27 protein-coding genes are annotated in these 26457 nt (G+C 69.2%); 16 read left to right on the top strand and 11 right to left on the bottom strand.

Going from position 1 to position 26457, the window contains the following annotated elements; all coding sequences use genetic code 11:
• Window positions 1-10: 10 nt before the first annotated feature.
• From BST28_RS12285 to BST28_RS12255, 7 genes are read right to left on the bottom strand one after another with little or no spacing between them, the layout of a single operon-like run.
• Window positions 11-1441 carry a hydrogenase large subunit gene (locus BST28_RS12285; protein ID WP_234808273.1) on the bottom strand — a complete coding sequence of 477 codons (1431 nt, stop codon included), beginning with the start codon at window positions 1439-1441 and terminating at the stop codon, window positions 11-13.
• Between the two features lie 41 nt (window positions 1442-1482).
• Window positions 1483-2949, bottom strand: coding sequence for a proton-conducting transporter transmembrane domain-containing protein (locus tag BST28_RS12280; RefSeq protein WP_083081196.1), 1467 nt, complete (start codon window positions 2947-2949; stop codon window positions 1483-1485).
• The gene (locus BST28_RS12275; RefSeq protein WP_083081195.1) at window positions 2949-3605 is read right to left on the bottom strand and encodes a hypothetical protein; all 657 of its coding nucleotides are present in this window, start codon (window positions 3603-3605) and stop codon (window positions 2949-2951) included. The genes BST28_RS12280 and BST28_RS12275 overlap by 1 nt, the downstream gene beginning before the upstream one ends.
• On the bottom strand, window positions 3602-4555 hold the full coding sequence (locus tag BST28_RS12270; protein ID WP_109560692.1) for a respiratory chain complex I subunit 1 family protein: 954 nt from the start codon (window positions 4553-4555) through the stop codon (window positions 3602-3604). The genes BST28_RS12275 and BST28_RS12270 overlap by 4 nt, the downstream gene beginning before the upstream one ends.
• A 5-nt stretch (window positions 4556-4560) precedes the next feature.
• Window positions 4561-6504 (bottom strand): proton-conducting transporter transmembrane domain-containing protein, encoded by a 1944-nt coding sequence (locus BST28_RS12265; RefSeq protein WP_083081193.1) that lies wholly within the window; start codon window positions 6502-6504, stop codon window positions 4561-4563.
• On the bottom strand, window positions 6501-6980 hold the full coding sequence (locus tag BST28_RS12260) for an NADH-quinone oxidoreductase subunit B family protein (protein WP_019736028.1): 480 nt from the start codon (window positions 6978-6980) through the stop codon (window positions 6501-6503). Before BST28_RS12260 ends, BST28_RS12265 begins: the two co-directional genes overlap by 4 nt.
• A complete protein-coding gene (locus BST28_RS12255; protein ID WP_083081192.1) occupies window positions 6977-7351 on the bottom strand; it encodes an ArsR/SmtB family transcription factor in 375 nt (124 codons plus the stop codon). The genes BST28_RS12260 and BST28_RS12255 overlap by 4 nt, the downstream gene beginning before the upstream one ends.
• A 133-nt stretch (window positions 7352-7484) precedes the next feature.
• Between BST28_RS12255 and pyrH the strand changes: the two genes are divergently transcribed.
• From pyrH to rlmN, 4 genes are read left to right on the top strand one after another with little or no spacing between them, the layout of a single operon-like run.
• A complete protein-coding gene (gene pyrH, locus BST28_RS12250) occupies window positions 7485-8234 on the top strand; it encodes a UMP kinase (protein ID WP_029248988.1) in 750 nt (249 codons plus the stop codon).
• Window positions 8235-8281: 47 nt separating this feature from the next.
• Window positions 8282-8839 carry a ribosome recycling factor gene (gene frr, locus BST28_RS12245; RefSeq protein WP_019736025.1) on the top strand — a complete coding sequence of 186 codons (558 nt, stop codon included), beginning with the start codon at window positions 8282-8284 and terminating at the stop codon, window positions 8837-8839.
• 22 nt (window positions 8840-8861) lie between these two features.
• The gene (locus tag BST28_RS12240; protein ID WP_019736024.1) at window positions 8862-9734 is read left to right on the top strand and encodes a phosphatidate cytidylyltransferase; all 873 of its coding nucleotides are present in this window, start codon (window positions 8862-8864) and stop codon (window positions 9732-9734) included.
• A gap of 2 nt (window positions 9735-9736) precedes the next feature.
• Window positions 9737-10831 carry a dual-specificity RNA methyltransferase RlmN gene (gene rlmN / locus BST28_RS12235; protein ID WP_083081191.1) on the top strand — a complete coding sequence of 365 codons (1095 nt, stop codon included), beginning with the start codon at window positions 9737-9739 and terminating at the stop codon, window positions 10829-10831.
• Window positions 10832-10873: 42 nt separating this feature from the next.
• Here rlmN and BST28_RS12230 read toward each other — a convergent pair whose 3' ends face one another.
• The 4 genes from BST28_RS12230 to BST28_RS12215 are packed head-to-tail and all read right to left on the bottom strand — an operon-like array spanning window position 10874 to window position 13114.
• The gene (locus BST28_RS12230) at window positions 10874-11125 is read right to left on the bottom strand and encodes a DUF2631 domain-containing protein (RefSeq protein WP_019736022.1); all 252 of its coding nucleotides are present in this window, start codon (window positions 11123-11125) and stop codon (window positions 10874-10876) included.
• Window positions 11126-11182: 57 nt separating this feature from the next.
• Window positions 11183-11800 carry a TetR/AcrR family transcriptional regulator gene (locus tag BST28_RS12225; protein WP_029248986.1) on the bottom strand — a complete coding sequence of 206 codons (618 nt, stop codon included), beginning with the start codon at window positions 11798-11800 and terminating at the stop codon, window positions 11183-11185.
• Window positions 11801-11804: 4 nt separating this feature from the next.
• Window positions 11805-12041, bottom strand: a complete 237-nt coding sequence (locus BST28_RS12220) for a hypothetical protein (RefSeq protein WP_165758079.1) — start codon at window positions 12039-12041, stop codon at window positions 11805-11807.
• Window positions 12038-13114, bottom strand: coding sequence for an oxygenase MpaB family protein (locus BST28_RS12215; RefSeq protein ID WP_019736019.1), 1077 nt, complete (start codon window positions 13112-13114; stop codon window positions 12038-12040). The genes BST28_RS12220 and BST28_RS12215 overlap by 4 nt, the downstream gene beginning before the upstream one ends.
• A 176-nt stretch (window positions 13115-13290) precedes the next feature.
• Between BST28_RS12215 and BST28_RS12210 the strand changes: the two genes are divergently transcribed.
• From BST28_RS12210 to BST28_RS12155, 12 genes are all read left to right on the top strand, one after another.
• Window positions 13291-14130 carry a helix-turn-helix domain-containing protein gene (locus BST28_RS12210; protein WP_083081234.1) on the top strand — a complete coding sequence of 280 codons (840 nt, stop codon included), beginning with the start codon at window positions 13291-13293 and terminating at the stop codon, window positions 14128-14130.
• On the top strand, window positions 14084-14479 hold the full coding sequence (locus BST28_RS12205) for a VOC family protein (RefSeq protein ID WP_043335765.1): 396 nt from the start codon (window positions 14084-14086) through the stop codon (window positions 14477-14479). Before BST28_RS12210 ends, BST28_RS12205 begins: the two co-directional genes overlap by 47 nt.
• A 5-nt stretch (window positions 14480-14484) precedes the next feature.
• Window positions 14485-15657: a 1-deoxy-D-xylulose-5-phosphate reductoisomerase gene (gene dxr / locus BST28_RS12200; RefSeq protein WP_083081190.1), complete on the top strand. Its 1173-nt coding sequence runs from the start codon at window positions 14485-14487 to the stop codon at window positions 15655-15657.
• Entirely contained in the window at window positions 15654-16871 is a 1218-nt protein-coding gene (locus BST28_RS12195) for a M50 family metallopeptidase (protein WP_083081189.1), read from the top strand. The genes dxr and BST28_RS12195 overlap by 4 nt, the downstream gene beginning before the upstream one ends.
• 13 nt (window positions 16872-16884) lie before the next feature.
• The gene (gene ispG / locus BST28_RS12190) at window positions 16885-18045 is read left to right on the top strand and encodes a flavodoxin-dependent (E)-4-hydroxy-3-methylbut-2-enyl-diphosphate synthase (RefSeq protein WP_083081188.1); all 1161 of its coding nucleotides are present in this window, start codon (window positions 16885-16887) and stop codon (window positions 18043-18045) included.
• 54 nt (window positions 18046-18099) lie between these two features.
• A complete protein-coding gene (locus BST28_RS12185; RefSeq protein ID WP_065288002.1) occupies window positions 18100-18951 on the top strand; it encodes a GNAT family N-acetyltransferase in 852 nt (283 codons plus the stop codon).
• 88 nt (window positions 18952-19039) lie between these two features.
• On the top strand, window positions 19040-20842 hold the full coding sequence (locus BST28_RS12180) for a penicillin-binding transpeptidase domain-containing protein (protein WP_019737548.1): 1803 nt from the start codon (window positions 19040-19042) through the stop codon (window positions 20840-20842).
• Between the two features lie 36 nt (window positions 20843-20878).
• The gene (locus BST28_RS12175; protein WP_029249285.1) at window positions 20879-21472 is read left to right on the top strand and encodes a DUF1707 SHOCT-like domain-containing protein; all 594 of its coding nucleotides are present in this window, start codon (window positions 20879-20881) and stop codon (window positions 21470-21472) included.
• A gap of 145 nt (window positions 21473-21617) precedes the next feature.
• Window positions 21618-22475 carry a type I methionyl aminopeptidase gene (map, locus tag BST28_RS12170; RefSeq protein WP_019737550.1) on the top strand — a complete coding sequence of 286 codons (858 nt, stop codon included), beginning with the start codon at window positions 21618-21620 and terminating at the stop codon, window positions 22473-22475.
• An 87-nt stretch (window positions 22476-22562) separates the two neighbouring features.
• Window positions 22563-23126, top strand: a complete 564-nt coding sequence (locus BST28_RS12165; protein ID WP_083081187.1) for an alpha/beta fold hydrolase — start codon at window positions 22563-22565, stop codon at window positions 23124-23126.
• Between the two features lie 87 nt (window positions 23127-23213).
• On the top strand, window positions 23214-24953 hold the full coding sequence (locus BST28_RS12160; RefSeq protein WP_065287997.1) for an AMP-binding protein: 1740 nt from the start codon (window positions 23214-23216) through the stop codon (window positions 24951-24953).
• 63 nt (window positions 24954-25016) lie between these two features.
• Window positions 25017-26381, top strand: coding sequence for a glutamine synthetase family protein (locus BST28_RS12155; protein ID WP_065287996.1), 1365 nt, complete (start codon window positions 25017-25019; stop codon window positions 26379-26381).
• The last annotated feature ends 76 nt before the right edge of the window (window positions 26382-26457 follow it).

Raw genomic sequence — 26457 nt, 5'->3', positions numbered from 1 at the left:
TTGCGAGACCTTATAAATCGTTTCCCGCGTAGGACAGGTTGAAGCTCTTATTGGTCAACGGGAAGTCCGGGACGATGGTGTCGGTCATGGACAGCGGGAGGGCGGGCCAGTTGAACCAGGACGGGTCGACGATCTTGGCCCGGGTGATGGCTCCGTCGGCGCCGACTTCCACCCGGTGCACGATGGTGCCGCGCCAGCCCTCGACGATGCCGACCCCGGCTCCGGCCGCCGCGGGAATCTCCGCCTGGACATCGATCGGCCCGCTATGACCGTCGATCAGGTTGCGGCACAGCGCCACCGAGGCGGCGAATTCGTCGCGGCGGACGGTGTAACGGGCGAGCACGTCGCCGGCTGTTGCCGTCACCTCGGTCACCGGCAGGTCGGTCATCGGGTGGTCGAGGCGGGCATCGGTGACGAGCCCGCTGGCTCGTGCGACATAGCCCAGTGTCCCCAGCGCCTCCGCGTCCTGTCGGTGCAGCACCGAGGTGCCGGCGAACCGGTCGTAGATCACCGAGTTGCCCAGGGTCAGCTCGGCGATCTCCGCGACGTCGTCGGCCAGCGCCTGCAACCGTCCGGGATCGGGGAGTGCCTGCAGAACGACCCCGCCCGGCCGGATCGCCTTGCGCAGCAGCCGATCTCCGGTCACCTCGGCGTTGATGCGCAGCAGTTGCTCGCGGGCGCGCTGGGCGTGGGCATGGGCCAGGCCGAAGCCGACATCGTTGGCCAAGGCGCCCAGGTCGGCAACGTGGTTGTAGAGCCGCTCGAGTTCGACGAGCAGGGCGCGCAACCGGTGCGCCGGATCGGGCAGTTGGACTCCGAGGGCGTCCTCGACGGCCAGACTGTGCGCCAGCGCGTGTCCGGCCGACGTATCACCGCTGATCCGCTCGGCGAGTTCGACGGCGCCGCCGGCGGCCCGGCCGGCGAACAGCCGCTCGATCCCGCGGTGCACGAACCACAGCCTCGCCTTGAGCCGCAGCACCGATTCGCCGACTACCGAGAAGCGGAAGTGACCCGGCTCGATCAGGCCGGCATGCACCGGACCGACCGGAATCTCATAGACACCGGCCCCTTCCACGGTGAGGAACGGAAAGCGGCCCGCCGCAACGAAGTCCGGCGGGGGCCCGGCGTCGTTGCGCATCGGGTGCCAATCCTCGGGCCAGTGCGCATGCCGCACCAGGCGGCGTGGCTGCGGATGGCCGACCGGGGTGATCCCGTAGAGGTCGAGCATCTCCCGTTCGAAGCGGCCGGCCTGAAACGACATCCGGGCCAGGGAGGGAATCGACGGCTGCTGCGCCGGAACGGTCAGGGTCAGCTCGGTGCGCCGGTCCGGGCGGCCCGCCAGGAACAGATACACCACCCGCAGAACGTCGCCGTCGTCGTGGGCGGCCACCAGTGCCAGCCGGAAGCCGTCGGCCAGCAGCCCCGCGGCCGCGTCGGCCAACTCGGTGTCGGTGACCCGCTGAGCGCGTGAATCCGGAGCCGTCACAGTGCCCCCAGCTGGGTTGCGGCGGTGGCGAACAGACCCGCCAGCGGGCCCGCGGTCACCCCCAGGGCGAGCGACACCAGTACCCCTGCGACCAGTGCGGCCGCCACCGTGCCCGGGACCTGGATCTTCGGGCCGCCGGCGGTGGCCACGCCCAGCAGCATGCGGCCGGAGTTCGCGATCAGGGCGGCGAACGCCACCACCAGCGCCACCAGCGCCACTGCCAGGGCCCACGCCAGCCGCGCGTCGGCCAGCGACAGCGCGATCGCCAGCTCGCTGGCGAACATCGCGAACGGGGGCAATCCGAGCAGCACCAGCATCCCGACCGCGAACGCCCCACCGACCAGTCGTGATCTGCCGAACACCGCGGTGATCTCGCTGATCGCCGTCGTGCCGTGGGCGGCCTGCAACTGGCCGCCGGCCAAGAACAGCACCGTCTTGCCGACGCCGTGCGCCAGCACGTGCAGCAGCAGCGCGGCGATCGCCGGTGCGGTGCCGGCCGCCGCCGCAACCGCGATCAGGCCCATCGTCTCCATCGACGAATAGGCCAGCATCCGTTTGAGATCGGCGGTGACGGTCAGCTGCAGCGCGGCGATGAGCAGTGTCGCCAGACCGGCCGCCAGCAGCGCCGTCCGCAGGAAAGCCGGGCCCGCCGCGGCGTCGATGATCGGCTTGAGCCGGATCAGCACCGAGAACGCGACCGACAGCAGCACCCCGCTCATCAGCGCCGAAACCGGCGCGGGGGCCTGACTGTGGGCATCGGCGAGCCAGGTGTGAAACGGCGCCAGACCCATCTTCGCGCCGTAGCCGATCAGCAGCAGCGCTCCGGCCAACCGGGTGACCGCTGGGTCGAGTCCGGCGGCATGCGCCACCAGGACGTCGAGGTGCAGCGCGTCCTCACTGCCGGCGCCGGCGTGGCGAGCGGCGAAGTGCAGCAGAACGGTGCCCAGGAACGCGATGGTGATGCCCACCGAACAGACCATCACATATTTCCAGGCGGCCTCCAGCGCGGCACGGCTGCGGTGGTGCCCGACCAGAAACGCCGTGACCACCGTGGTGGCCTCGACGGCGACCCACACCACGCCGATGTTGTTGGCCGACACCGCAAGAGCCATCGCGGCGAGGAACGCCGGGGTGAGGATGCCATACAGCCGGGCGCCACGCCGATCGGTGTCTCCGCGGGCCAGTTCGGCGTCGACGTAGCCGATGCTCGCCCAGGTGGCCAGGCTGCCGACGACACCGATCACGATCAGCATGGTCACCGACAGGGCGTCGGCGCGCAGCAGCCCGCCCAGTGCCAGGTGTGCGGTGTCACCGACGTGGAATCCCAGGGCGACGCCGCACCCGAGAATGGTCAGCGCCGAGACCAGCGTGATGACAGCGCTGAGCCGCCGCCAGCCGGCCACAAGGGAGAACACTGACGCCACAACGGGTGTCAGCAGGGGAAGCAACATCAGTGAGGTCATCAGTCGCGCAGCTCCCGCAGCAGGTCCAGGTCCACTCCGCCGAAGGCGCGGCGCAGTTGTCCGGTCAGCACGCCGAGCACGATCAACACGAACAGCACGTCCAGCGATGCGCCGAGTTCGACGATCAGCGGAACACCGGCGGTCAGCAGGAACGCGGTGGCGGCGATCCCGTTGTCGAGCATCAGCAGGCCGACCGCCTGCGAGATGGCGTGGCGGCGGGTCGCCATCATGTACAAGGCGATCAGCACGGTGGCTATGGCGGCCGGGGCGGCGTTGGTTGCGGTGTTGCGCTGCAGGTCGACCACCGGCTGGGCGATGGTGAACGACACCACCACCAGGGCGGTGACCACCAATAGTGATGCCGCGGTGCTGACCAGGGGAGTGGCCTCGCGGCGTTCCTGGCGTTCGGCGCCCAGCGCCCGGGCCAACAGCCAGGGCAGCAAGATGGCGCGCACGGCCAACACCCCGATCCCCACCGCGATCAGGGCCCGATCATGGTCGTGCACACCGCGGATCACCGGGATGGCGGCCAGCGCAGCGCCCTGGGCGACCAGCAGCCCCCGCACGACCACCGACAGGTCGCGGCGCCAGACGGCCAGCACCGCTGCCAGCAGCACCCCGCCGGCGGCCAGGTCCAGCATGTTGTCGTAGGTCATCCGCCCGCCCCGGTGAAGAAGTTCGCTGCCGTCACCGCCAGCAATGCCAACAGGAAGGACCCGGCCAACAACTCGGGCACCCGGAACAGGCGTAGTTTGGCGATGAAGACCTCGATGCAGGCCAGGGCGGCGGCCAGCAGGGCCACCTTGACCGCGATCGCACCGACGCCCACCGCCACCGCGACCAGGCTCGGATTCGCCCCGGCGATGCCCCACGGGAAGAACAGGTTCGCCAGCAGGGCCAGCAGCACGGTCAGCCGCATGCCGCCGGCCCATTCGACCAGGGCCAGCTTGGGTCCGGCGTATTCCAGCACCATCGCCTCGTGCACCATCGTCAGCTCAAGGTGAGTCGAGGGGTTGTCCACCGGCAGCCGGCCGGTTTCGGCGACGATGACGATGACCAGCGCGACGAACGCCAGTGCGCTGGCCAACGAGACCACCTGGCCGGGGTGGTCGAGGGTATGGCCGACGATGGCGCCCAGGTTCGCCGACCCCGCCGGGATCGACAGCGCGTACACCGCCAGCAGGATGGTCGGTTCCACCAGGGCCGCGATGGTGATCTCCCGGCTGGCGCCCATCCCGCCGAACGCGGTGGCGGTGTCGATCCCGGCCAGGGTGAGCGCCACGGTGCCCAGGAACAGCAGCCCCACCACGGTGATCAGGTCGGCGACCGGATCCAGCGGCGAGCCCGTGGCCACCAGCGGTGCGGTAGCGACGATGACCAGCGTGGTGGCGGCCAGCGCGAACGGCGCCGCGGCGAACACCCAGGTGGTGCCGCGCGGGTTGAGTATCTGCTTGCCGAGCAGTTTGCGCACATCACGCCAGGGCTGCCAGATCCCGGCGCCGACGCGGCCCTCGGCCCGCGCCCGGATCTGGCGCATCAGACCGATGACCAGGGGGGCGCCGGCGATGACACCGGTGACCTGTAGGAAACCCGCCAGGTAGGCCATCGCGTTCATCGCGCCACCAGCATCGCGATCAGCACGCCGATCGCGCCGTAGGCCAGGTACAGGTGCACGCTGCCGGTGTGGGCACGCCGGACCAGCTGTGCGGCCGCGGCGACGCCCCGCAGCACGGGGGTGTACCAGCGGTCCTCGATGACGTCGCCGACCCGCGCCCGGTAGGCGATCCGGTCGACCAGATAGGTAGCCGGCGCCTGGCCGCTGACTTCGACGTCGGTGTCGAAGCGCAGCACGTCGTCGAAGACCTGCTGCAGTGGTTGGGCGAACGAGGTCGCGGTGTACTGCATGCGCGGGGTCAGATCGTCGGCACCGCAGGCCCACAGCGGCACGGTGGCCGGGCTGGGACGTCGCCGCGAGCGCCACCGGGAGCCGATCAGCACCAGCCCTACGGCGGTGGCCAGCACGGCGGCCAGCAGGCCCGGGGCCATGGAACCGTGCAGGCCCGGCATGCCCACGAACACCCCGAGCGTCGGGGCATCGGCGGCCATCAGTGTGTCGAACACCCGGTTCAGCATCGGGCCCACCGCGCCCGGGGCGACGGCCAGCACCACGCAGACCGCCGCGGGCAGCGCCATCGCGGCGAGCATCGTGCCGGGGGATTCCCGCGCCGCGGCCGCGGCATCGGTGCGGGGGCGGGCCAGAAACCCGATCCCGAACGCCTTGACCATGGCGGCCACGCCCAGCCCGGCGGTCAGCGCCACCGCGGCCACCGCCAACGGCATCACCAGCGCGATGGTGACATCGTGGCCGGGGCGGGCGTGCATCAGCGACTGGATCAGCAGCCATTCGCTGACGAAGCCCGCCCCCAACGGCACGCCGGCCGCACCCAGCGCGGCCACCCCGAACAGCACCGTGGTGACCGGCATCCGGCGGGCCAGGCCGCCGAGCCGATCCAGGTCGCGCAGACCGGTCGCGGCCAGCACCGAGCCGGCGGCGAAGAACCCGAGGCTCTTGAACCCGCTGTGGGCGATCAGGTGCAGCAGCGCCGCGGTGAGCGCCACCGCCGCTGCCGGCTGCGAACCGGCGCCCGCCAACAAGGTCGCGGTGCCCAGCGCCAGGGTTATCAGCCCGGTGTTCTCCGTCGTCGAATAGGCAAGCAGCCGTTTGAGATCGGTGGCTACCGACGCCTGCAACACCCCGTACACCGCCGATGTGCCGCCGACGATCAGCAGCGCCCAGGCCCACCAGCGTGGGCCGGGACCCAACAGCTGCAGGTCGATGCGGATGATGCCGTAGACACCGAGATTGACCATGGCGGCACTGAGCAGCGCCGAGACCGGGCTCGGCGCCTCCGGGTGCGCTCGCGGCAGCCAGGCGTGCAGCGGCAGCAGGCCGGCCTTGGAGCCGAAACCGATCAGGGTCAACACGAATACGGTGTTGCGTACGCCGTCGGGCACCGCGCCGATGCCGGCGAAGTCGTCGCCGGCGGCCGACGCCAGTATCACCATCCCCAGCAGCAGCGTCACAAAGCCCAGCTGTGTCATCACCGCGTAAACCAGTGCGGCCGAGCGTACTTCGCTGCGCTGCTGATCGGTGAGCACCAAGACCAGTGAGGTCAGCGCCATCAGCTCCCAGGCGAACAGGAACGTGGTCACCGACCCCGCCGCCGGAACGGCCAGCAGCGTGACGACGAAGACCGGCAGGGCGGTCAGCGGGACGGCGCCGAATCCCTCATGACGGGAGTAACCGATCCAATACAGGCCGGCCGCCACCGCCACCGCACCGGTCAGCACCATGAAGAAGCCGCCGACCGGCTCCACCCGCAGTTGCACGCCCAGCAGCGGAAGCAGCCAGCCGATCCGGATCGCGGGCAGGGTGCCGAACACGCCGGTCACGCCGACGCCGACCCCGGCGGCGCCGAGACCGACGGTGGCCGCGCCGCTGAGCAGCGGTCCGAAAGCGTTGCCGCGCAATAACTGCGGGTGAGACTCGCTCACCTGCCGGTCACCGATCGTAGTGCGGCGACGATCTGGTCGGGGGAGGGCGGGCAGCCGGGGATCTCGACGTCCACCGGAACCACGTCGCCGACGGCGCCCACCGTTCCGTAGGCCTGTGCGAACACTCCCCGGTTCAGCGCACAGTCACCGCAGGCGATGACCCGCCGTGGCTGGGGGGTCGCCTCGACGGTGTTGCGCAGCGGTTCGGCCATGTTGCGGGTGACCACCCCGGTGACCAGCAGTGCGTCGGCGTGCCGGGGGGATGCGACGAGTCGGGCGCCGAACTGCTCGGCGTCATACACCGGACCGAACGCGCCGGCGATCTCGATCTCGCAACCGTTGCAGGATCCGGCGTCGACATGGCGGATCTGTACCGAGCCGGACAGTTCGCTGGGCGCGTCGTCGGCCTCCGGTGGGCGGGCACCGGCCGGCTCGGTGAGGCGACCCAGTGTCAGGATCCTGGTGAGCCAGCTCACTGGTCGGCCCGCAGATCGTCGAGGATCGCGACCTGATCGCTGAGCAGCCCGGTCAGCGCCTTGCGTGAGACCGCGAGCAGTTCGGTGATCACCGGTGAGGCGATGGAGTAGACCACCGTATTGCCCTCCTTCGTCGCTGTCACGACACCCGCGCGCCGTAGCACGCCGAGCTGCTGGGACAGGTTGGATGCCTCCAGCCCGATCTCGGGCAGCAGCTCGCCTACGGTGCGATCGCCATCGGCGAGCAGCTCCAGTACCCGGATCCGGGCGGGGTGTCCCAGCGTCTTGAAGAATTCGGCCTTCACCTGGTGCAGCGAGTTCGGCACGCGTACGACGATAGCATCGAAATGATCAATTGAAAATATTTTCATTTGTTGTGGTCTTCGCGGGTTCCCGGCGCCACCCCCCGGGCACGCTTTGACCGGCCCGGTAGGGCAGGATGACAGGTGCCGTCGCGACCGATTTCCGCGATGGCGCTGTCATGCGCGGAGCCCGAGGAGCCTGATGACGGAGCCGACGAGTAACGACCGGGTCTCACCGACCGGCCGCCCCCACTACTCCCGGGTGCTGCTCAAACTCGGTGGGGAGATGTTCGGTGGTGGACAGGTCGGGCTCGACCCCGACGTCGTCGCCCAGGTCGCCCGCCAGATCGCCGAAGTGGTTCGCGACGGTGTGCAGGTCGCGGTGGTCATCGGCGGCGGCAATTTCTTCCGCGGCGCGCAGCTGCAGCAGCGCGGCATGGAGCGGATGCGCTCGGACTACATGGGGATGCTCGGCACCGTCATGAACAGTCTTGCGCTGCAGGACTTCCTGGAAAAGGAAGGCATCGACACCCGGGTCCAGACCGCGATCACCATGGGACAGGTCGCCGAGCCCTACATTCCGCTGCGGGCCCGGCGGCACCTGGAGAAGGGCCGGGTGGTGATCTTCGGCGCCGGCATGGGGCTGCCGTACTTCTCCACCGACACCACCGCCGCCCAGCGAGCGCTGGAGATCGGCGCCGAGGTCGTACTGATGGCCAAGGCGGTCGACGGGGTGTTCACCGAGGACCCCCGGGTGAACCCCGACGCCGAACTGCTCACCGCGATCAGTCACCGCGAAGTCATCGACCGCGGCCTCCGGGTGGCCGACGCCACCGCGTTCAGCCTCTGCATGGACAATGGCATGCCGATCCTGGTGTTCAACCTGCTGACTGATGGAAATATCGCGCGGGCGGTCGCGGGTGAGAAGATCGGAACGCTGGTCACCACCTGAGAGCTCGGTGGGGTACCACCCGCTTGCGGGGGAGAGGAACGGCACACATGATCGACGAGGCTCTCTTCGATGCCGAAGAGAAAATGGAGAAGGCCGTGGCGGTGGCCCGCGACGACTTGGCGACCATCCGCACCGGCCGGGCCAACCCGGGCATGTTCTCCCGGATCGTCATCGACTACTACGGCTCGCCCACTCCGATCACCCAGTTGTGCAGCATCAATGTGCCCGAGGCGCGGCTGGTGGTGATCAAGCCCTACGAAGCGTCCCAACTGGGTGCCATCGAGACCGCGATCCGCAACTCCGACCTGGGCCTGAACCCCAGCAACGACGGTTCGCTGATCCGGGTGGCGGTGCCGCAGCTGACCGAGGAGCGCCGCCGGGAGCTGGTCAAGCAGGCCAAGGGCAAGGGCGAAGACGCCAAGGTCGCGGTGCGCAACATCCGGCGGAAGGCGATGGAGGAGTTGCACCGCATCCGCAAGGACGGCGACGCCGGCGAGGATGAGGTCGGCCGCGCCGAGAAGGAGCTGGACCGCTCCACCGGGCAGTACGTGAGCCAGATCGACGAACTGGTGAAGCACAAAGAAGGCGAGTTGCTGGAGGTCTAGCGGCCGTCAGCAGTCATACCCCGTGGCAGACAACAACACCGGCGTAGACGCCGCGGAACAAGAGCCCAAGCAGTCCCGAGCCGGACGCAACCTGCCGGCGGCGATCATCGTCGGCGGCCTGCTCTCCGGCATGCTCGTCGCCACCCTGCTGTACGCCCCGCGGCTGTGGCTGCTGATCCTGGCGGTGGCCGCGCCGATCGCCACCCATGAGGTGACCCGTCGGCTGCGCGAAGCCGGCTACGACGTGCCGTTCGTCCCGCTCGCGCTCGGCGGCCAGGCCATGCTGTGGCTGAGTTGGCCCTACGGTCCGGTGGGAGTGCTGGGGGCGTTCGGCGGCACCATCGTGCTGTGCATGGTGTGGCGGCTCGTCGACCAGGGCCTGAACCACACCCCGGTCAACTACCTGCGCGATATGTCGGCGACGGTGCTGATCGCGGTATGGGTGCCGCTGTTCATGAGCTTCGGTGCGCTGCTGACCTATCCGGATCCGCACGAGGGCGCCGGGCGGGTGTTCTGCCTGTTGCTGACGGTGGTGTTCTCCGATATCGGCGGGTATGCGGTCGGTGTGCTGTTCGGCAGGCACCCGATGGTGCCGGCGATCAGTCCGAAGAAGTCCTGGGAGGGCTTCGCCGGGTCGATGGTGTTCGGGTTGACCGGCGCGGTGCTGGCGGTCACGCTCTTTCTGCACCAGCCCGCCTGGACCGGCGTGCCGCTGGGGCTGTTGCTGGTGCTCACGGGGATCCTCGGTGACCTGGTGGAGTCGCAGGTCAAGCGCGACCTGGGTATCAAGGACATGGGCCGGATGCTGCCCGGCCACGGCGGCATGATGGACCGTCTCGACGCGCTGCTGCCCGCCGCGGCGGTCACCTGGATCGTGCTGACCGTACTGACCTGACCATGAAGCCGCAGCTGGTGTTCACCGCGCCGCGACGGGCCCTGCCGCCGCGGCACCTGGCCGACCTCGACCCGGCCGGCCGTGCCGCCGCCGTCGCCGAGCTGGGCTTGCCGGGGTTTCGGGCCAACCAGCTCGCCCACCACTACTACGGCAGGCTGATCGCCGATCCGCAGCAGATGACCGATCTGCCGGCCGCGGTGCGCTCGGCGGTGGCCGACGCACTGTTTCCCACGCTGTTGACCGCGGTGAGCGAGATCGAATGCGATGCCGGCGAGACGCGCAAGACGCTGTGGCGGGCCGGCGACCACACCAGGTTCGAGTCGGTGCTGATGCGCTACCCCCGCCGCAACACGGTGTGCATCTCCTCGCAGGCCGGCTGCGGCATGGCCTGCCCGTTCTGCGCGACCGGCCAGGCCGGACTCACCCGCAACCTGTCGACGGCCGAGATCCTCGAGCAGGTGCGGGCCGCCGCGGTGGAGTTGCGGGACCGCGATCATGGTCGGCTGTCCAACATCGTGTTCATGGGGATGGGGGAGCCGCTGGCCAACTACGCCCGGGTGGTGGCCGCGGTCCGGCGGATCACCGAACCGCCACCCAACGGGTTCGGCATTTCGGCGCGATCGGTGACGGTCTCGACCGTCGGGCTGGCCCCGGCGATCCGCAAGCTCGCCGACGAGGGGCTGGGGGTGACGCTGGCCTTGTCGCTGCACACCCCCGATGACGAGCTACGTGACACCCTGGTGCCGGTCAACAACCGCTGGAAGGTCGCCGAGGCGCTCGATGCCGCCCGCTACTACGCCGATGTGACCGGCCGGCGGGTCTCGGTGGAATACGCGTTGATCCGCGACGTCAACGACCAGCCGTGGCGGGCCGATCTGTTGGGCCGCAAGCTGCACAAGGCGCTGGGACAATTGGTGCACGTCAATCTGATTCCGCTCAATCCGACCCCGGGCAGCGACTGGGATGCCAGCCCCAAGCCGGTGGAGCGGGAGTTCGTCCGGCGGGTACGGGCCCAGGGCGTGGAATGCACCGTGCGTGACACCCGCGGACGTGAGATCGCCGCTGCCTGTGGTCAATTGGCGGCGGACAGCAAGTGAGCGACCCGCGCGTGCGCACTCACCACGCCGGGCGATCGGGCCTTAGCGCAGCCAGCCGCGTTTGCGGCCGATGATGTCGCGTAGCACGACGAACAGTGACAGCGCGGCGAACCCGAGCAGGAAGTAGTCCTCGACGTGGCCGACGTGGTTGCCGCGCAGCATCAGCAGCAGGAAGCCGACGATGCCCAGGCCGACGATGTGCCAGGTGCGGTAGTTGATCGCGCTCCAGCCCCAAGCCGCGGACGGAACGTCGGCGGTGTCAACACCATGGCGCTCCACTTCGGTACCGGCCACTTCGACTCCTCTGTTGTTCACCTGAGCGACTGCGCAACATTCTGGCATACCGCCGTGCTAGCCGATCTCGAACGTCCGGTAGGCGGCCCGGCCGACGATCTCGGCCAGGCTTTCGGGGGTCCACTGCTGTTCGGCGTCGAGCAACATGCGTGCGGCCGCTTCACAGATCGCCAAGAACACCTCGGTGAGCGCCGCCAGCGTGCGGTCGGACTGTTCCCGTGACTCCAGCAGGGGGCGCATCACGGTGGCGACCCGCTCGGTGAGGCGTGCCCGGCCCGAGACGACGGCGGCGGCCAGCACCGGATCCTGGTCGGCGGTGAAGATGATCCGCCACGACGCCGGACGCTCACGCACGGTGGACAGGAACGCGCAGAACCCCGCGACGAACCGGTCCTCGACACTGCTGGCCCGTTGCGGCGGCAACGCGGCGAGCAGACTGGTGAGCATCAACTCGGTCTCCCGGTCGAGCAGGGCGGCGAGCACCTCGCCCCGGCCGTCGTAACAGGCGTACACCACCGGCCGGGTGACCCCGATCCGCTCGGCGATGGCCGCCATGGTCACCCCGGCGATGCCGTGCTCGGCGGCGATCTCCAGGGCGGCGTCGAGCACCTGCGGGCGACGTCGGTGCGGGCCGAGATGCTCCGCGCGGGACCGGTGGGGGGCTGGTTCCGGCACCGGATCAGCGTAGTTGGATATCGGCGATGACCAGCACCGGCCAGGCGACGATCTCCCCGAGTACGGAGAACACCTTGTCGGCGCCCCGGACCTGCGTCAGATGCTGGTAATGGCTACCGGCCCAGAACAATCCGATCACCAGGTAGGCGCCGAGCAGCGTCGACCCCATCACCGCCAGATAGAGCAGCTGGCGGATGCTCACCCGGCGGTCCAGCAGCTGCCGCAGTCCGTCCAGCCTCACCGGATGCTGCCCAGGATCGGCTGGGATTCGATGAGTGGCTCGTCGCTGGGGGCCCGGCCCTCACCGAAGACCCGGTTCGCCTGCTTGGCCCGGAATTCCAGATGGGCCTGCGCCGGCACGGCGTAGCCGAAGCGCCGCTGGGCCTCGCGCGGTGTCGTGGTCACCGGGTTGACCGGCGGGATCGACCGCAGCACCCGGGTGCCGATCGGCAGCGTCATCGGTGAGATCAGCTGCAGCAGCATCAACTGCACCCGGGGGCTCAGGCTCAGCAACGTGAACGCGGCGCTGAGCGGCGGAACGATCAGCGCGTCGAGCACCCGGGAGGTGCCCACACCGCCGAGCTTGCGCATCCAGCGCGGCATGGTCGCCAGGGTGCCGCGGCGCAGGAAGGCGGTGATGACCAGCGTGGCGGGCCACAGCACCCGCGGCAACGATGAGGGCAGGATGACCTCGGCGTGCAACAGGTGGGCCATCGCGCGCCGGGCGATGTCGGAGTCGATCAGCTGCGGGCGCATCTGCTCGAAGTAGGCGCGGATGCCCTCGCGGGTGCGCGGCACGTCGGCCGGGTCGAGGGTCTGCAACTCGGCCGCCTTGGCGCAGTCGGCCCAATAGGCCGCCTCCTCGTCGGCCGACAGCCGACCGGGCCCGTACTTCTCGTAGGCGTACAGGATCGAGTGCCAGGCCGTGAGGTGGATCCACATCTGGGAGGCGGGGTCGTTGGCGTCGTAGTTCTCTCCGGTGACCGGGTCGACGCCGATGGCCTTGGAGTGAATCCGCACCAGCATGTCGGCGGCCTCGACGGTGGTGCGGCTTTCGCCGAAGGCCACCATTGCGAAATAGCGCAGGGTGCGGTCGTAGCGGGTGCGGGGCCGGTCGTAGATCGCCTGGGTGGCATCGACGGAGGCGACCAGCCCCGGATCGAGTTCCTCGATGACCACCGCGCGCTGGAAGCCGATCGACAGCGAGGTCGGATAGCTCCAGACCTTCCAGGTCACCGAGTCGGGGCCGAAGAATCCATAGTCCTCGGCGGGCTCGGCGTCGGGCAGGGACAGCCATTGGTGCAGCGTGCTCAATTTCCTCCGCCTTTCCAATTTCCTACAGTGTGTAGGATTCTGCCCGCGGGCCGATGGACCGTCAAGGGCCGGGTTGCCGCACTACCGTGGACGCCATGGCATCTGATGCCGTCGAAGCGCCCCCGAGCTGGCACTTCGCCGTGGCGCCGCCGCGCAGCGCGCCCGGCGTGACCTCGATGGTGGGCTACCGCGCCCTCGACGTGCCCGAGCGGATCCACCGGGGTATGCCGTCGTCGAACCTGACGTTCATCGTCAGCCTCGATGACGGGCTGCGCGCCGCCGAGAGTGCCGAATCGCTGCCGACGGCCCGGCCCGCCCCCGTCGTGTTGGGCGGCCTGCACGTTCAGGCCAGTCATGTCAGCCAGCATCCGGGCCAGGCCGGTGTGCAGTTGGCCGTGCATCCGCTGGCGGCGCGCGCCCTGTTCGGGGTGCCGGCCGCGCAGTTGAGCGTGACCGACTTCGACGCCGCACCGGTGCTGGGCCGCCCTGCGGTGCATCTGCATGAGCGGCTGACCGTCGCACGGTCCTGGCCGGAGGCGTTCGCCCAGATCTCGGCGTACCTCGTGGCCGAACGGCGTCGACGCGACACCGGCGTGCGGCGCGAAGTGGCCTACGCCTGGGAGCTGTTGCGGCGCAGCCGGGGGAGGGTATCGATCGCAGGCATCGCCGAGCAGGTCGGGTTGAGCCAACGTCATCTGATGACGCTGTTTCGCCGCGAGGTCGGCCGCACTCCGAAGACGGTGGCCATGCTGATGCGTTTCGAATATGCGACCGCCCGGATCGCCGACGACGTTCGCCGGTACGGACGGGCCGACCTGGCGCGCATCGCGGCCGCTGCCGGATACGCCGATCAGGCCCATCTGACTCGTGAATTCGTTCGGTACGCCGGAATTTCACCGGCAGCCTGGCTGGCCGAGGAGTTCCAAAACATTCAAGACGGCGGCCACGCGCAGCGCTCACAGTGGGGACATGACAGCAACGAATCCGACCGTCTGGTTGACCCTGCAAGCGCATGACGCGCGCAAACTCATCGACTACTACGTCGAGACCTTCGGTTTTGTCGTCACCGCCCGCCACGGGGAGGACGGCGAAACCGTCGCCCATGCCGAACTGCGCTGGCCAGCGGGTGTCGGCGGCATTATGCTCGGCAGCCACAAACCCGGTAATGACTGGTGCCGCGAACCGGGCACGGCCGGCGGCTATGTCGTCACCAAAGACCCGGACGGACTCTATCAGCGGGTCCTGGATCACCAGGCCGAGGTGATCCGACCGCTGGCCGACACCGACTACGGGGCCCGTGAGTTCGTCGTCCGCGACCCGGAAGGCAACCTGTGGAGCTTCGGCGACTACGCGGGAGCACAATAGGTTGGGTGAAGACCGGCCGGATCAAAGTTCTGCTGTTGGGCTCGACCGGCTCGATCGGCACCCAGGCGTTGCAGGTCATCGCCGCCAACCCTGACCGCTTCGAGGTGGTCGGGCTGGCCGCCGGCGGCGGCAACCCGGAACTGTTGGCCGCCCAGCGCGCCGAGACCGGTGTCGCCAACATCGCCGTCGCCGATGCGCAGGTCGGCGAGGCGCTCGACGCCCCCTACCGCGGACCCGAGGCCGTCACCCGGATCGTGCAGGACACCGAGGCCGACATGGTGCTCAACGCCCTGGTCGGCGCGCTGGGGCTGCGGCCCACCCTGGCCGCGCTGGCGACCGGGGCCCGCCTGGCGCTGGCCAACAAGGAATCGCTGATCGCCGGCGGCCCCCTGGTGCTGGCAGCCGCCGCGCCGGGCCAGATCGTGCCGGTGGACTCCGAGCACTCCGCACTGGCGCAGTGCCTGCGGGGCGGCACCCCCGACGAGGTCGCCAAGCTGGTGCTCACCGCCTCCGGCGGGCCGTTCCGGGGCTGGAGCGCAGCGGATCTTCAGCACGTCACACCCGAGCAGGCCGGTGCGCACCCGACCTGGTCGATGGGCCCGATGAACACCTTGAACTCGGCGTCGCTGGTCAACAAGGGACTCGAGCTCATCGAGACCCACCTGCTGTTCGGGGTGCCCTATGAGCGCATCGACGTCGTCGTGCACCCGCAGTCGATCGTGCACTCCATGGTCACCTTCACCGACGGATCGACGATCGCCCAGGCCAGTCCGCCGGACATGCGGCTGCCGATCGCGCTGGCCCTGGGCTGGCCCTCCCGGGTGCCCGGCGCCGCCGCGGCCTGCGACTTCACCACCGCCTCCACCTGGGAGTTCGAGCCGCTGGACAACGAGGTGTTCCCGGCGGTGGACCTGGCCCGGCGCGCCGGTGAGACCGGCGGGTGCATGACAGCGGTCTACAACGCCGCCAACGAGGAAGCGGCGGAGGCGTTCCTGGCGGGCCGGATCGGCTTCCCGGCGATCGTCGACACCATCGCCGGTGTGCTGAACGCCGCAGACCAATGGGCCGCACAACCCGCTACCGTGGACGAGGTACTCGATGCGCAGCGCTGGGCCCGGGAGCGGGCGGCTCGCGCCGTCGAGGCGGTGGCTATGAGAAAGGTCGTAAGCACCCGATGATGTTCGCGGTCGGCATCGCGCTGTTCGCGCTGGCCATCCTGGTGTCGGTGGCGCTGCACGAATGCGGCCACATGTGGGTGGCCCGGGCCACCGGCATGAAGGTTCGCCGTTACTTCGTCGGCTTCGGCACCACCTTGTGGTCGATCCGCCGCGGTGAGACCGAATACGGTCTCAAGGCGGTTCCGGCCGGCGGCTTTTGCGACATCGCCGGCATGACCGCGGTGGAGGAGCTGGCGCCCGACGAGGTCGACCGCGCCATGTACAAGCAGAAGACCTGGAAGCGGGTGGCGGTGCTGTTCGCCGGGCCCGGCATGAACTTCATCATCGGCCTGGTGCTGGTCTACACCATCGCGGTCATCTGGGGCCTGCCCAACCTGAACGCGCCGACCACCGCGGTCATCGGCGAAACCGCTTGCGTGGCACCAGAAGTCGTCAAGGGCGAGTTGGGCAACTGCTCGGGCCCCGGCCCGGCGGCGCTGGCCGGCATCCAGTCCGGCGACGTGGTGGTCAAAGTCGGCGACACGCCCGTGTCGACCTTCGAGGAGATGGCCGCCGCGGTGCGCAAGCAGCATGGTGTGACACCGATCGTCGTCGAACGCGACGGCGCCGAGCTGACCAAGTACGTCGAGGTCACCCCCACCCAGCGCTGGATCGCCGACGGGCGTGACAGCGAGGCCGTCCCGAGCACCGTCGGCGCCATCGGGGTGGGGGCCGCCCAGTTCGGGCCCACCCAGTACAACCTGGCGACCGCGGTGCCGGCCACGTTCACCTTCAGCGGCGACCTGTCGGTGCTGTTGGGCAAGTCGCTGGCCAACATCCCGTCCAAGGTCGGCGCGCTGATGCACGCCATCGGCCACCCCAACGGGCCGCGCGACCCGGAAACCCCGATCAGCGTGGTCGGGGCCTCCATCATCGGCGGTGACACCGTCGACCACGGGCTATGGGTGGCCTTCTGGTTCTTCCTGGCGCAACTGAACTTCATCCTGGGAGTGCTCAACCTGGTGCCGCTGCTGCCGTTCGACGGCGGGCATATCGCCATCGCGGTGTATGAAAAGCTCCGCAACATGGTCCGGTCGGCCCGCGGAAAGGTCGCTGCCGCGCCGGTGAACTACCTCAAGCTGATGCCGGCCACCTACGTAGTCTTGGTGGTGGTGGTGGGCTACATGCTGCTCACCGTGACCGCGGACTTGGTCAATCCGATCAGGCTGTTTTGACAGGAGATCCCTCATGAGCGTCGGCCTAGGGATGCCGGCACTACCGCCGCCCACCTTGGCGCCGCGGCGCAAGACACGCCAGCTGATGGTCGGTGATGTCGGGGTGGGCAGCGACCACCCCGTTTCGGTGCAGTCGATGTGCACCACCAAAACCCACGACGTCGACGCGACCCTGCAGCAGATCGCCGCGCTGACCACCGCCGGCTGCGACATCGTGCGGGTGGCCTGTCCGCGTCAGGAGGACGCCGAGGCGCTGTCGACCATCGCCAAGAAGAGCAAGATCCCGGTGATCGCCGACATCCACTTCCAGCCCAAGTACATCTTCGCCGCGATCGACGCCGGATGCGCCGCGGTGCGGGTGAATCCGGGCAACATCAAGGAGTTCGACGGCCGGGTCGGCGAGGTCGCCAAGGCGGCCGGAGCCGCCGGTGTGCCGATCCGGATCGGCGTCAACGCCGGGTCGCTGGACCGGCGTTTCCTGGCCAAGTACGGCAAGGCCACCCCGGAGGCCCTGGTGGAATCGGCGCTGTGGGAGGCGTCGCTGTTCGAGGAGCACGGCTTCGGCGACATCAAGATCAGCGTCAAACACAACGACCCGGTCGTGATGGTGGCCGCCTACGAGCAGCTGGCCGCCCAATGCGACTACCCGCTGCACCTGGGTGTCACCGAGGCCGGCCCGGCGTTCCAGGGCACCATCAAGTCCGCCGTGGCGTTCGGGGCGCTGCTGTCGCGCGGCATCGGCGACACCATCCGGGTGTCCCTGTCGGCGCCGCCGGTGGAAGAGGTCAAGGTCGGCAACCAGATCCTGGAATCGCTCAACCTGCGGCCGCGGGGCCTGGAGATCGTCTCGTGTCCGTCGTGCGGGCGGGCGCAGGTCGACGTCTACAAGCTGGCCAACGAGGTCACCGCCGGGTTGGAGGGGCTCGACGTCCCGCTGCGCGTCGCGGTGATGGGCTGCGTGGTCAACGGGCCCGGTGAGGCGCGCGAGGCCGACCTGGGTGTGGCCTCGGGCAACGGCAAGGGCCAGATCTTCGTCAAGGGCGAGGTGATCAAGACCGTTCCCGAGGCGCAGATCGTCGAGACCCTGATCGAGGAGGCGCTGCGACTCGCCGCAGAGATGGGTCAGGATCCCGGGGCATCTACCGGCGGTTCGCCCACCGTCGCCGTAAGCTGAACACAGCCGATCCGCCGACCGCGCCGGCAGTTCAGTTCGCAAGAAAGAGTCACTATGTCGGCTCCGCCGGATTTTCGTCTCGATCAGCGACGGGTGTCCGTCGTGCGCGATGCCGCAGCCGTCTGGCGAGTGCTCGACGCGGATCCGGTCGGCTCCTGCATGGTGGCCGCGCGGGTCGCCGACCACGGCGTCGATCCCCGCTCGATCGGCGGCGAGCTGTGGACGCGCGGCGGTGCGGACGAATCCCTGTGCTACGCAGGGGCGAATCTGATCCCGCTGCGCGGGGCGCCGGCTGACCTGACCGCATTCGCCGACAAGGCGGTGAGCGCCATCCGGCGCTGTTCCTCGTTGGTCGGCCGGGCCGAATACGTCTTGCCGATGTGGCAGCGGCTCGCCGATGTCTGGGGACCGGCTCGCGACGTGCGCGAGAGCCAACCGCTGATGGAGTTGCACACCATGCCCGGCTGCCCACTCGATCCGGAGGTGCGTCAGGTGCGCCCGGACGAACTCGACGCGTACCTGGTGGCAGCCGTGGACATGTTCATCGGCGAGGTCGGGGTGGACCCGCGGGTCGGCGACGGCGGCCGCGCCTACCGCCGGCGGGTGGCCAACCTGATCGCGGCGGGCCGGGCCTGGGCGCGCTTCGAGCGCGGCGAGGTGGTGTTCAAGGCAGAGGTCGGTTCGCAGTCGCCGGCGGTGGGGCAGATCCAGGGCGTCTGGGTGCATCCGGAACGGCGGGGGCACGGGCTGGGCTCCAGCGGGACCGCCATGCTGGCCGCGGTGATCGTCGGCACCGGGCGGATTGCCAGCCTGTACGTCAACGACTTCAACGCGGTGGCCCGGGCCGCCTACGAGCGGGTGGGCTTCACCCGGGCCGGCACCTTCGCCACCGTCCTGCTGGACTGAGCTGTCCTTCGCCGAGCCTGGACACACCAACGACACCCTCGGTGCGCCTCCGCCTGCCGCCCGTGTCCATTTCGTAACATCAGCATCAATGGCAACAAAAACAACATCCGTATCAGCAGTGCTGTTGATCGTGTTCGCCCTGGCCGCCTGCACCCCCCGCCCCGACGGGCCGTCGGCCACCGCCGAACGGTTCTTCGCCGCACTGGCCACCGGCGACACCGCGAGCGCCGCCGAACTCAGCGATGACCCGTCCATCGCCCGCAGTGCCCTCAACGCCGCCTGGGCCGGACTGCAGGCCGAACACCTCGACGCGCAGGTGCTGGGCGCACGCCACAACGACGACACCGGCACCGTGTCCTACCGCTACACCTGGCAGCTGCCCAAGAACCGGACTTGGTCCTACGACGGCCAGCTCAAGATGGTGCGCAACGAAGGCCACTGGGCGGTCCGCTGGTCGGCCACCGGCCTGCATCCGCGGTTGGGCGAGCACCAGACCTTCGCGCTGCGGGCCGACCCGCCGCGGCGGGCCTCGGTCAATGAGGTCGGCGGCACCGACGTATTGGTGCCCGGCTACGTCTATCACTACGAGCTCGACGCCGGCCGGGCCGGGCAGAACCTGATGCGCACCGCGCGTGCGGTGATCGACGCGCTGCGTCCGTTCGACGACACCCTCGGCGACCCGCAGTGGCTCGCCGAGCAGGCCAGCTCCTCGGTCACGCCGCTGGACCTGATCACGCTGCGCAAGAACGACCACGACCGCGTCGAAGCCGCCATCGGCCACCTGCCCGGGGTGGTGATCACCCCCCGTCCCGATCTGCTGCCCACCGATGACCGCTTCGCACCGGTGCTGGTCGGCGAGGTGAAGAAGGCCGTCTCCGCCCAACTCGAGGGCGAGGCGGGCTGGCGCGTGGTCAGCGTCAACCAGAACGGTGTCGACGTCGCGGTGCTGCATGAGGTGGACCCGTCACCGGCGCCGTCCCTGACGATCAGCCTGGACCGGTCGGTGCAGCGCGCCGCCCAGAACGCGGTCAACACCCGCGGTGACAAGGCGATGATGGTGGTGATCAAGCCCTCGACCGGCGAGCTGCTCGCGGTCGCGCAGAACGCTGCCGCCGACGCCGACGGCCTGATCGCGACCACCGGCCTGTATCCGCCCGGGTCGACGTTCAAGATGGTCACCGCCGGTGCGGCCATCGAACGGGACATGGCCTCACCGAATTCGATGCTGGGCTGTCCCGGCGAACTCGACATCGGCCAACGCACCATTCCCAACTACGGCGGGTTCGACCTCGGCCTGGTATCGATGTCGCGGGCCTTCGCCAACTCGTGCAACACCACGTTCGCCGAGCTGGCCAGCCGGATGCCGCCGCGGGCGCTGTCGCAGGCTGCCAGCCGTTACGGGATCGGGGTGGACTACCTGGTGGACGGCATCACCACGGTCACCGGTTCGGTGCCGCCGACGGTGGACCTGGCCGAACGCACCGAAGACGGGTTCGGCCAGGGCAAGGTGCTGGCCAGCCCCTTCGGCGTCGCCCTGGCCGCGGCGACGGTCGCCGCCGGCAAGACCCCGGTGCCGCGGCTGATCGAGGGCCGGCCCACCGCGGTCAACGGCCCGGAGGCGCCCCCGGTGAGCAAGGAGATACTCGACGGCCTGCGCCAGATGATGCGGCTGGTGGTCACCGACGGCACCGCGCGCGACATCGCCGGCTGCGGGCCGGTGTTCGGCAAGACCGGTGAGGCCGAATTCGCCGGCGGATCGCATTCCTGGTTCGCCGGCTACCGAGGCGACATGGCATTCGCCGCGCTGATCGTCGGCGGCGGCAGCTCGCAATACGCGGTGCGGATGACCAAGGTGATGTTCGACTCGCTGCCGGACAACTTTCTGCTCTGAGGCGCAGGGCCGCCCGCGGCGGTAAGTTGAGAAGCCATGACGGGCATTGATAACGACGTGGCGGCGGTGCTGCGGATCTCGGATGCGGACCGCAACGGGACACTGCGCCGCCTGCACAATGCCGTCTCCCTCGGCTTGATCGACATCGGTGAATTCGAGGAGCGGGCGGCACAGGTCTCGCAGGCCAGGATGCGCTCGGAACTCGACACACTGATCGGTGACCTGCCCGGGCCGCGTGCCATCGTCACCTCGGCGGCCGACCGGGTCGAACTGCGTGGCTGGGCCGGCTCGCTCAAGCGGCACGGCGAATGGATCGTGCCGACCCGGCTGGCGTTGGTGCGCCGCCTGGGTTCGGTCGACCTCGATCTCACCAGGGCGCGTTTCGCCGGGCCGGTCGTCGTCATCGAACTCGATATGCGATTCGGCTCCGTCGACATCCGGTTGCCCGACGGCGCGAGCGCCTCGATCGACGACGTCGAAGTCTATTGCGGCAGCGCCAGGGACCACCGCAGGGACGCCCCCGCCGAAGGCACACCGCATGTGGTGCTGGCCGGACGCGTGGTGTGCGGGTCGGTGGATATCCGAGGCCCGCGGCGGCCGTGGCTCAGCCGGGGCCGGCTGCGCCGCTAGCGCCCGAACAGCGCTGTTCCCGCCCGCAGCAGCCGATCCCACCCGCGGGGGCGCCCGAGCAGCGTGAGGGCCAGCGGTGTGGCGTCGGGGCCATGCTGCGAATCTAGTGGAGACCTCCTTGCCCGGGAGTCGTTAAGCTGGCGTGATGCCCGTTCGTACCCCGCTTTCTCCCGGTGTGGTGTCCCCGACGTTGCCGGTGCCTCGATCCATCCCGCGCCCGGAATACGTCGGCCGGTCCACCGCCGCCGAGGGCAGTGAGCCCTGGGTCCAGACCCCCGAGGTGATCGAGAAGATGCGGGTCGCGGGCCGGATCGCGGCCGGGGCGCTGGCCGAAGCGGGCAAGGCCGTCGCGCCCGGAGTGACCACCGACGCCCTCGACCGCATCGCCCACGACTACATGGTCGACCACGGCGCCTACCCGTCGACGTTGGGCTACAAAGGCTTTCCCAAGTCGTGCTGCACGTCGCTCAACGAGGTCATCTGCCACGGCATCCCCGACTCGACCGTGATCGCCGACGGCGACATCGTCAACATCGATGTCACCGCCTACATCGACGGTGTCCACGGCGACACCAACGCCACGTTTCTGGCCGGGGACGTCTCCGAGGAGCATCGCCTGCTCGTCGAGCGCACCCGGGAGGCGACGATGCGCGCCATCAAGGCGGTCAAACCCGGGCGGGCGCTCTCGGTGATCGGTCGGGTCATCGAGGCGTATGCGACCCGATTCGGCTACAACGTGGTCCGTGACTTCACCGGGCATGGCATCGGAACGACGTTCCACAACGGGCTGGTGGTCCTGCATTACGACCAGCCCGAGGTCGACACCATCATCGAGCCCGGGATGACGTTCACCATCGAGCCGATGATCAACCTCGGGAGCCTGGACTACGAGATCTGGGACGACGACTGGACGGTGGTCACCAGCGACGGGCGGTGGAGCGCCCAGTTCGAGCACACACTGGTCGTCACCGAGGACGGCGCCGAGATTCTCACACTGGTGTGATTTCCGCGCCGGTTGCCGTTGATGTGCTGGCCTGTGAAAACGGCCGATGCGCCCCGACGCGGCCCTGCTGGCTGTAGCGTTGCGGAGATGCCTGGCACGATGATGACCATCGACGGGTTTCCGATCCCGGTCGATATCGCCGGCCCGCACACCGGGCCCGTCGTCGTCCTGCTCGCAGCCGCCCAGCATCCGCTCACCTCGTATGACGCGGTCTGTCAGCGGCTGCACACCGCGTCCTTGCGCACCATCGTTATCGGCGCGGACGCGCGGCTGACGCCTAAGTCCGTGGTCGGAATCCTCGATTCGCTGGGAGTCCAGTGCGGCGTGCTCGTCGGAGATCGGACCGGTGCTGACAACGCCTGGGAGCTGGCGGCCACGCGCCCGGACCGGTTCACCGGCTTGGTGGTACTGGACCGGGGCCATCCGCAAGCACCGGATCTGAACGGGGAGATCCGCGATGAGCGGTGCCCCCCGGTGGAGATCAACACCACCGTTCTGGTCAGTAACCGGGCGTCGGCCTCGGTGGCCAACGCCAGCCAGCGGTTCGTCTACGGCGAACACCGTCTGGTGATACTTCCGGGGCGCCGCAGCGCCCAGGAGTTCACGGCGCAACTCGCGATGGAGATCGTGTTGCGGGCCAGCACCTGGTAGGGGTTGGCGAGGAGAGTATTTTCGCTATGGCCGGGCGTCATCGGGGGCGTCGGCTTCAAAAATCGAATACGCATCTTGGGGGTAGAAGTGAAGTCGTGGGGACAGTCAATTCCGGCGCTGCTGCGAGAACGCGCTGAGCAGTGGCCGGACCGAGCGGCGTTCACCTTTCTCGACTACGAGGTCGATCAGGCTGGCTACGCCGACACCCTGACCTGGTCGCAGATCCTCGGGCGCACTGAATCCGTCGCCGTGGAGGTGGCCGCGGTGGCCTCGCCGGGCGACCGGGTCGCGCTGCTGGCCCCGCAGGGCCTGGAGTACATCGCCGGGTTCTTCGGTGCGATGGAGGCCGGGTGCATCGTGGTGCCATTGCCGGTACCGGCGTTCGGCAGCCATGACGAGCGGGTCACGGCGGCTCTGAAGGACTGTGCACCGACAGCGGTGCTCACTACGTCCGCCGTGGTCGGGGACATCCAGGCGTGCATCAACGCCCTCGGGGGGAATCTGCCGGCGATCATCGAGGTGGATCTGCTCGACCTGGACTCACCGGCCGGATGGAACGGGACCGGCGCGCTGCCGACGAAGGCTGCGCTGCTGCAGTACACGTCCGGCTCGACCGGCTCGCCCAGGGGCGTTGTCGTTTCGCACCGAAACGTGTTCGCCAACATCGAGCAGGTGATGCAGGATTACTTCGGCCAAGACGGCGGGGCCCCGCCGGAGGACACCACGCTGGTGTCGTGGCTGCCGTTCTACCACGACATGGGCCTCTTGCTCGGCGTCATGGGTGCCGTCACGCTGGGCCGCCCTTCGGTGGTGATGAGCCCGATCGGCTTCCTGCAGAAGCCCGCCCGCTGGATACAGCAGCTGGCCATCAACCCGTCCTCGTTCACGGCCGGGCCGAACTTCGCGTTCGAGTTGGCCGCACGCCGTACCACCGACGAGGACATGGCCGGTCTTGACCTCGGTGGCGTGCACACCATCCTGTCCGGCAGCGAGCGCATCCACGCCGCGACGATCCGCCGGTTCACCGAGCGGTTCGCCCGTTTCAACCTGCCGGCCAATGCGTTGTCACCGTCGTACGGGCTGGCCGAAGCGATGGTCTACGTGGCCTCGGCGCCGCGCGCGAACCGACCGGTGACCGTCCGGCTCAACTACGAGAAGCTGGTGGCCGGCACCGCAGAAGCCGACCCCGCCGGTGCCGACCTGGTCAGCATCGGCGCCCCGCGCGCCTGCACGGTGCGGATCGTCGACCCGGAGACGCGTACCGAGTGCCCGGACGGCCGGGTGGGCGAGATCTGGATACACGGGCCCAATGTCGCCAGCGGGTACTGGCACAACCCGGAGGCGACCGAGCGCACGTTCGGCGGGCGGCTGGATGCTCCGACCCCGGGCACACCGGCGCAGCCGTGGTTGCGCACCGGGGACCTGGGCGTCATCCACGACGGCGAGATGCTGGTCGTCGGCCGCATCAAGGACCTGTTGATCGTCGACGGCCGGAACCACTACCCGGACGACATCGAGGCCACCGTGCAGGAGCTCACCGGGGGTCGCGTCGCTGCGGTCCCGGTCACCGGCGACGGTCGCGAGCAACTCGTCGTCATCGCCGAACTCAAGAGCCGGGGTACCTCGGATGAGGAAGCGCAGCGGATACAGAACCTGAAACACGAGGTGTCAGCCGCGGTTTCGCGGTCACACGGGGTGCGGGTGTCCGACCTGATGTTTGTTGCCCCCGGCTCGCTGCCGATCACCACCAGCGGAAAAATCCGCCGGTCGACATGTGCGGACTGCTACCGGTCGCAGCAATTCAGTCGGCTGGAGCCGATCGGCTGACGCCGGGCGGGTAGCCTGACAGCACTCAAGGTCAGGGGGGACCGTCGTCGGTGAAGGAGCGCAATGACCCGGCCCGCGATGCTGTCCCCGGTAGAACTCCAGCAACTGGTCGGGTGCGGCGAGATCGACACCGTGGTGGTGGCGCTCACCGACATGCAGGGCCGGCTGGTTGGTAAGCGAGTAGCCGCGCAGCACTTCCTCGACGAGGTCGCCGGGCACGGCGTGGAGTGCTGCAGCTACCTGCTGGCGGTCGACGTCGAGATGAACACCGTTGCCGGCTACCCGATCGCCGACTGGGGCACCGGTTATGGCGACCTGGTGCTCAGGCCCGACTTCGCGACGCTGCGGCGCATCCCGTGGCTGCCCGGCACCGCGCACGTGCTGGCCGACGCCTACTGGCCCGACGGCAACCCGGTCGCGGTGGCGCCCCGCCAGATCCTGGCCGCTCAGGTTGCGCGGCTGGCCGAGCGTGGGCTGGTCGCTTACGCCGCAACGGAACTGGAGTTCCTGGTCTTCGACGACAGCTACCGGCAGGCCTGGGCCGCCGGTTATCGCGGCCTGACACCCGGCACCGACTACAACGCCGACTACGGCCTGGTCGCCGGTGCCCGGCTGGAACCGCTGCTACGCGACATCCGCTTGGGGATGACCGGCGCGGGCCTGCGCTGCGAAGGCGTCAAGGGAGAGTGCCACACCGGCCAGCAGGAGATCACGTTCCGCTATGAGGAGGCGCTGGTCGCCTGCGACAACCACAGCGTCTACAAGAGCGGCGCCAAGGAGATCGCCGACCAACACGGCAAGAGCCTGACGTTCATGGCGAAATTCGACGAGCGGGAAGGCAACAGCTGCCACGTGCACCTGTCGCTGCGCAGCAGTGAAGGCGCCGCGGTGTTCGCCGATCCGGCCGCGCCGCACGGCATGTCGGCGTTGTTCTGCAGTTTCCTGGCCGGTGTGTTGGCCACCTTGTCGGAGCTGACGTTGTGCTACGCGCCGAACGTCAACTCCTACAAACGATTCGTCGGCGGCAGTTTCGCCCCCACGGTGATCGGGTGGGGCCTGGACAATCGCACCTGCGCGTTGCGGGTCCTCGGCCGCGGTGACTCGATGCGGGTGGAGTGCCGAGTGCCCGGCGGCGACGTCAACCCGTACCTGGCGGTGTCGGCCCTGATCGCGGCGGGCCTGCACGGCATCGACAACGATCTCGAATTGCCCGACCCGGTCGACGGTAACGCTTACTTCGCCGGGTTGCCGCACCTGCCGTCGACACTCGCCGAGGCCGCCGACGCCTTCGCCGAATCGGCGGTGGCGCGCAAGGCGTTCGGCGATGATGTCGTCGCGCATTACCTGCACGGCGCACGGGTGGAGCTGGATGCGTTCAACACCGCGGTGACCGACTGGGAAAGGGTTCGGGGTTTTGAACGATTCTGAACTCGACGGTTCAGCGAGGCTCGACGGAGGAGAGGCGAAGCTGGGACCGTCGCCTGGACCGAGCGGTTCAGCGAGG

This window comes from Mycolicibacter kumamotonensis (assembly GCF_002086285.1).
Lineage (GTDB): Bacteria > Actinomycetota > Actinomycetes > Mycobacteriales > Mycobacteriaceae > Mycobacterium > Mycobacterium kumamotonense.
The sequence above is the reverse complement of the archived record's forward strand: the minus strand, read 5'-3'. Positions and strand labels throughout refer to the sequence as shown.

Coding starts and splice junctions, on each gene's coding strand:
- BST28_RS12280 (WP_083081196.1), bottom strand. CDS start 2,949: ATGACCTCACTGATGTTGCTTCCCCTGCTGACACCCGTTGTGGCGTCA.
- frr (WP_019736025.1), top strand. CDS start 8,282: ATGATCGACGAGGCTCTCTTCGATGCCGAAGAGAAAATGGAGAAGGCC.
- rlmN (WP_083081191.1), top strand. CDS start 9,737: ATGAAGCCGCAGCTGGTGTTCACCGCGCCGCGACGGGCCCTGCCGCCG.
- ispG (WP_083081188.1), top strand. CDS start 16,885: ATGAGCGTCGGCCTAGGGATGCCGGCACTACCGCCGCCCACCTTGGCG.
- BST28_RS12275 (WP_083081195.1), bottom strand. CDS start 3,605: ATGACCTACGACAACATGCTGGACCTGGCCGCCGGCGGGGTGCTGCTG.
- pyrH (WP_029248988.1), top strand. CDS start 7,485: ATGACGGAGCCGACGAGTAACGACCGGGTCTCACCGACCGGCCGCCCC.
- BST28_RS12180 (WP_019737548.1), top strand. CDS start 19,040: ATGGCAACAAAAACAACATCCGTATCAGCAGTGCTGTTGATCGTGTTC.
- BST28_RS12165 (WP_083081187.1), top strand. CDS start 22,563: ATGCCTGGCACGATGATGACCATCGACGGGTTTCCGATCCCGGTCGAT.
- BST28_RS12195 (WP_083081189.1), top strand. CDS start 15,654: ATGATGTTCGCGGTCGGCATCGCGCTGTTCGCGCTGGCCATCCTGGTG.
- BST28_RS12155 (WP_065287996.1), top strand. CDS start 25,017: ATGACCCGGCCCGCGATGCTGTCCCCGGTAGAACTCCAGCAACTGGTC.
- BST28_RS12205 (WP_043335765.1), top strand. CDS start 14,084: ATGACAGCAACGAATCCGACCGTCTGGTTGACCCTGCAAGCGCATGAC.
- BST28_RS12270 (WP_109560692.1), bottom strand. CDS start 4,555: ATGGCCTACCTGGCGGGTTTCCTACAGGTCACCGGTGTCATCGCCGGC.
- BST28_RS12255 (WP_083081192.1), bottom strand. CDS start 7,351: ATGAAAATATTTTCAATTGATCATTTCGATGCTATCGTCGTACGCGTG.
- BST28_RS12185 (WP_065288002.1), top strand. CDS start 18,100: ATGTCGGCTCCGCCGGATTTTCGTCTCGATCAGCGACGGGTGTCCGTC.
- BST28_RS12175 (WP_029249285.1), top strand. CDS start 20,879: ATGACGGGCATTGATAACGACGTGGCGGCGGTGCTGCGGATCTCGGAT.
- map (WP_019737550.1), top strand. CDS start 21,618: ATGCCCGTTCGTACCCCGCTTTCTCCCGGTGTGGTGTCCCCGACGTTG.
- BST28_RS12210 (WP_083081234.1), top strand. CDS start 13,291: ATGGTGGGCTACCGCGCCCTCGACGTGCCCGAGCGGATCCACCGGGGT.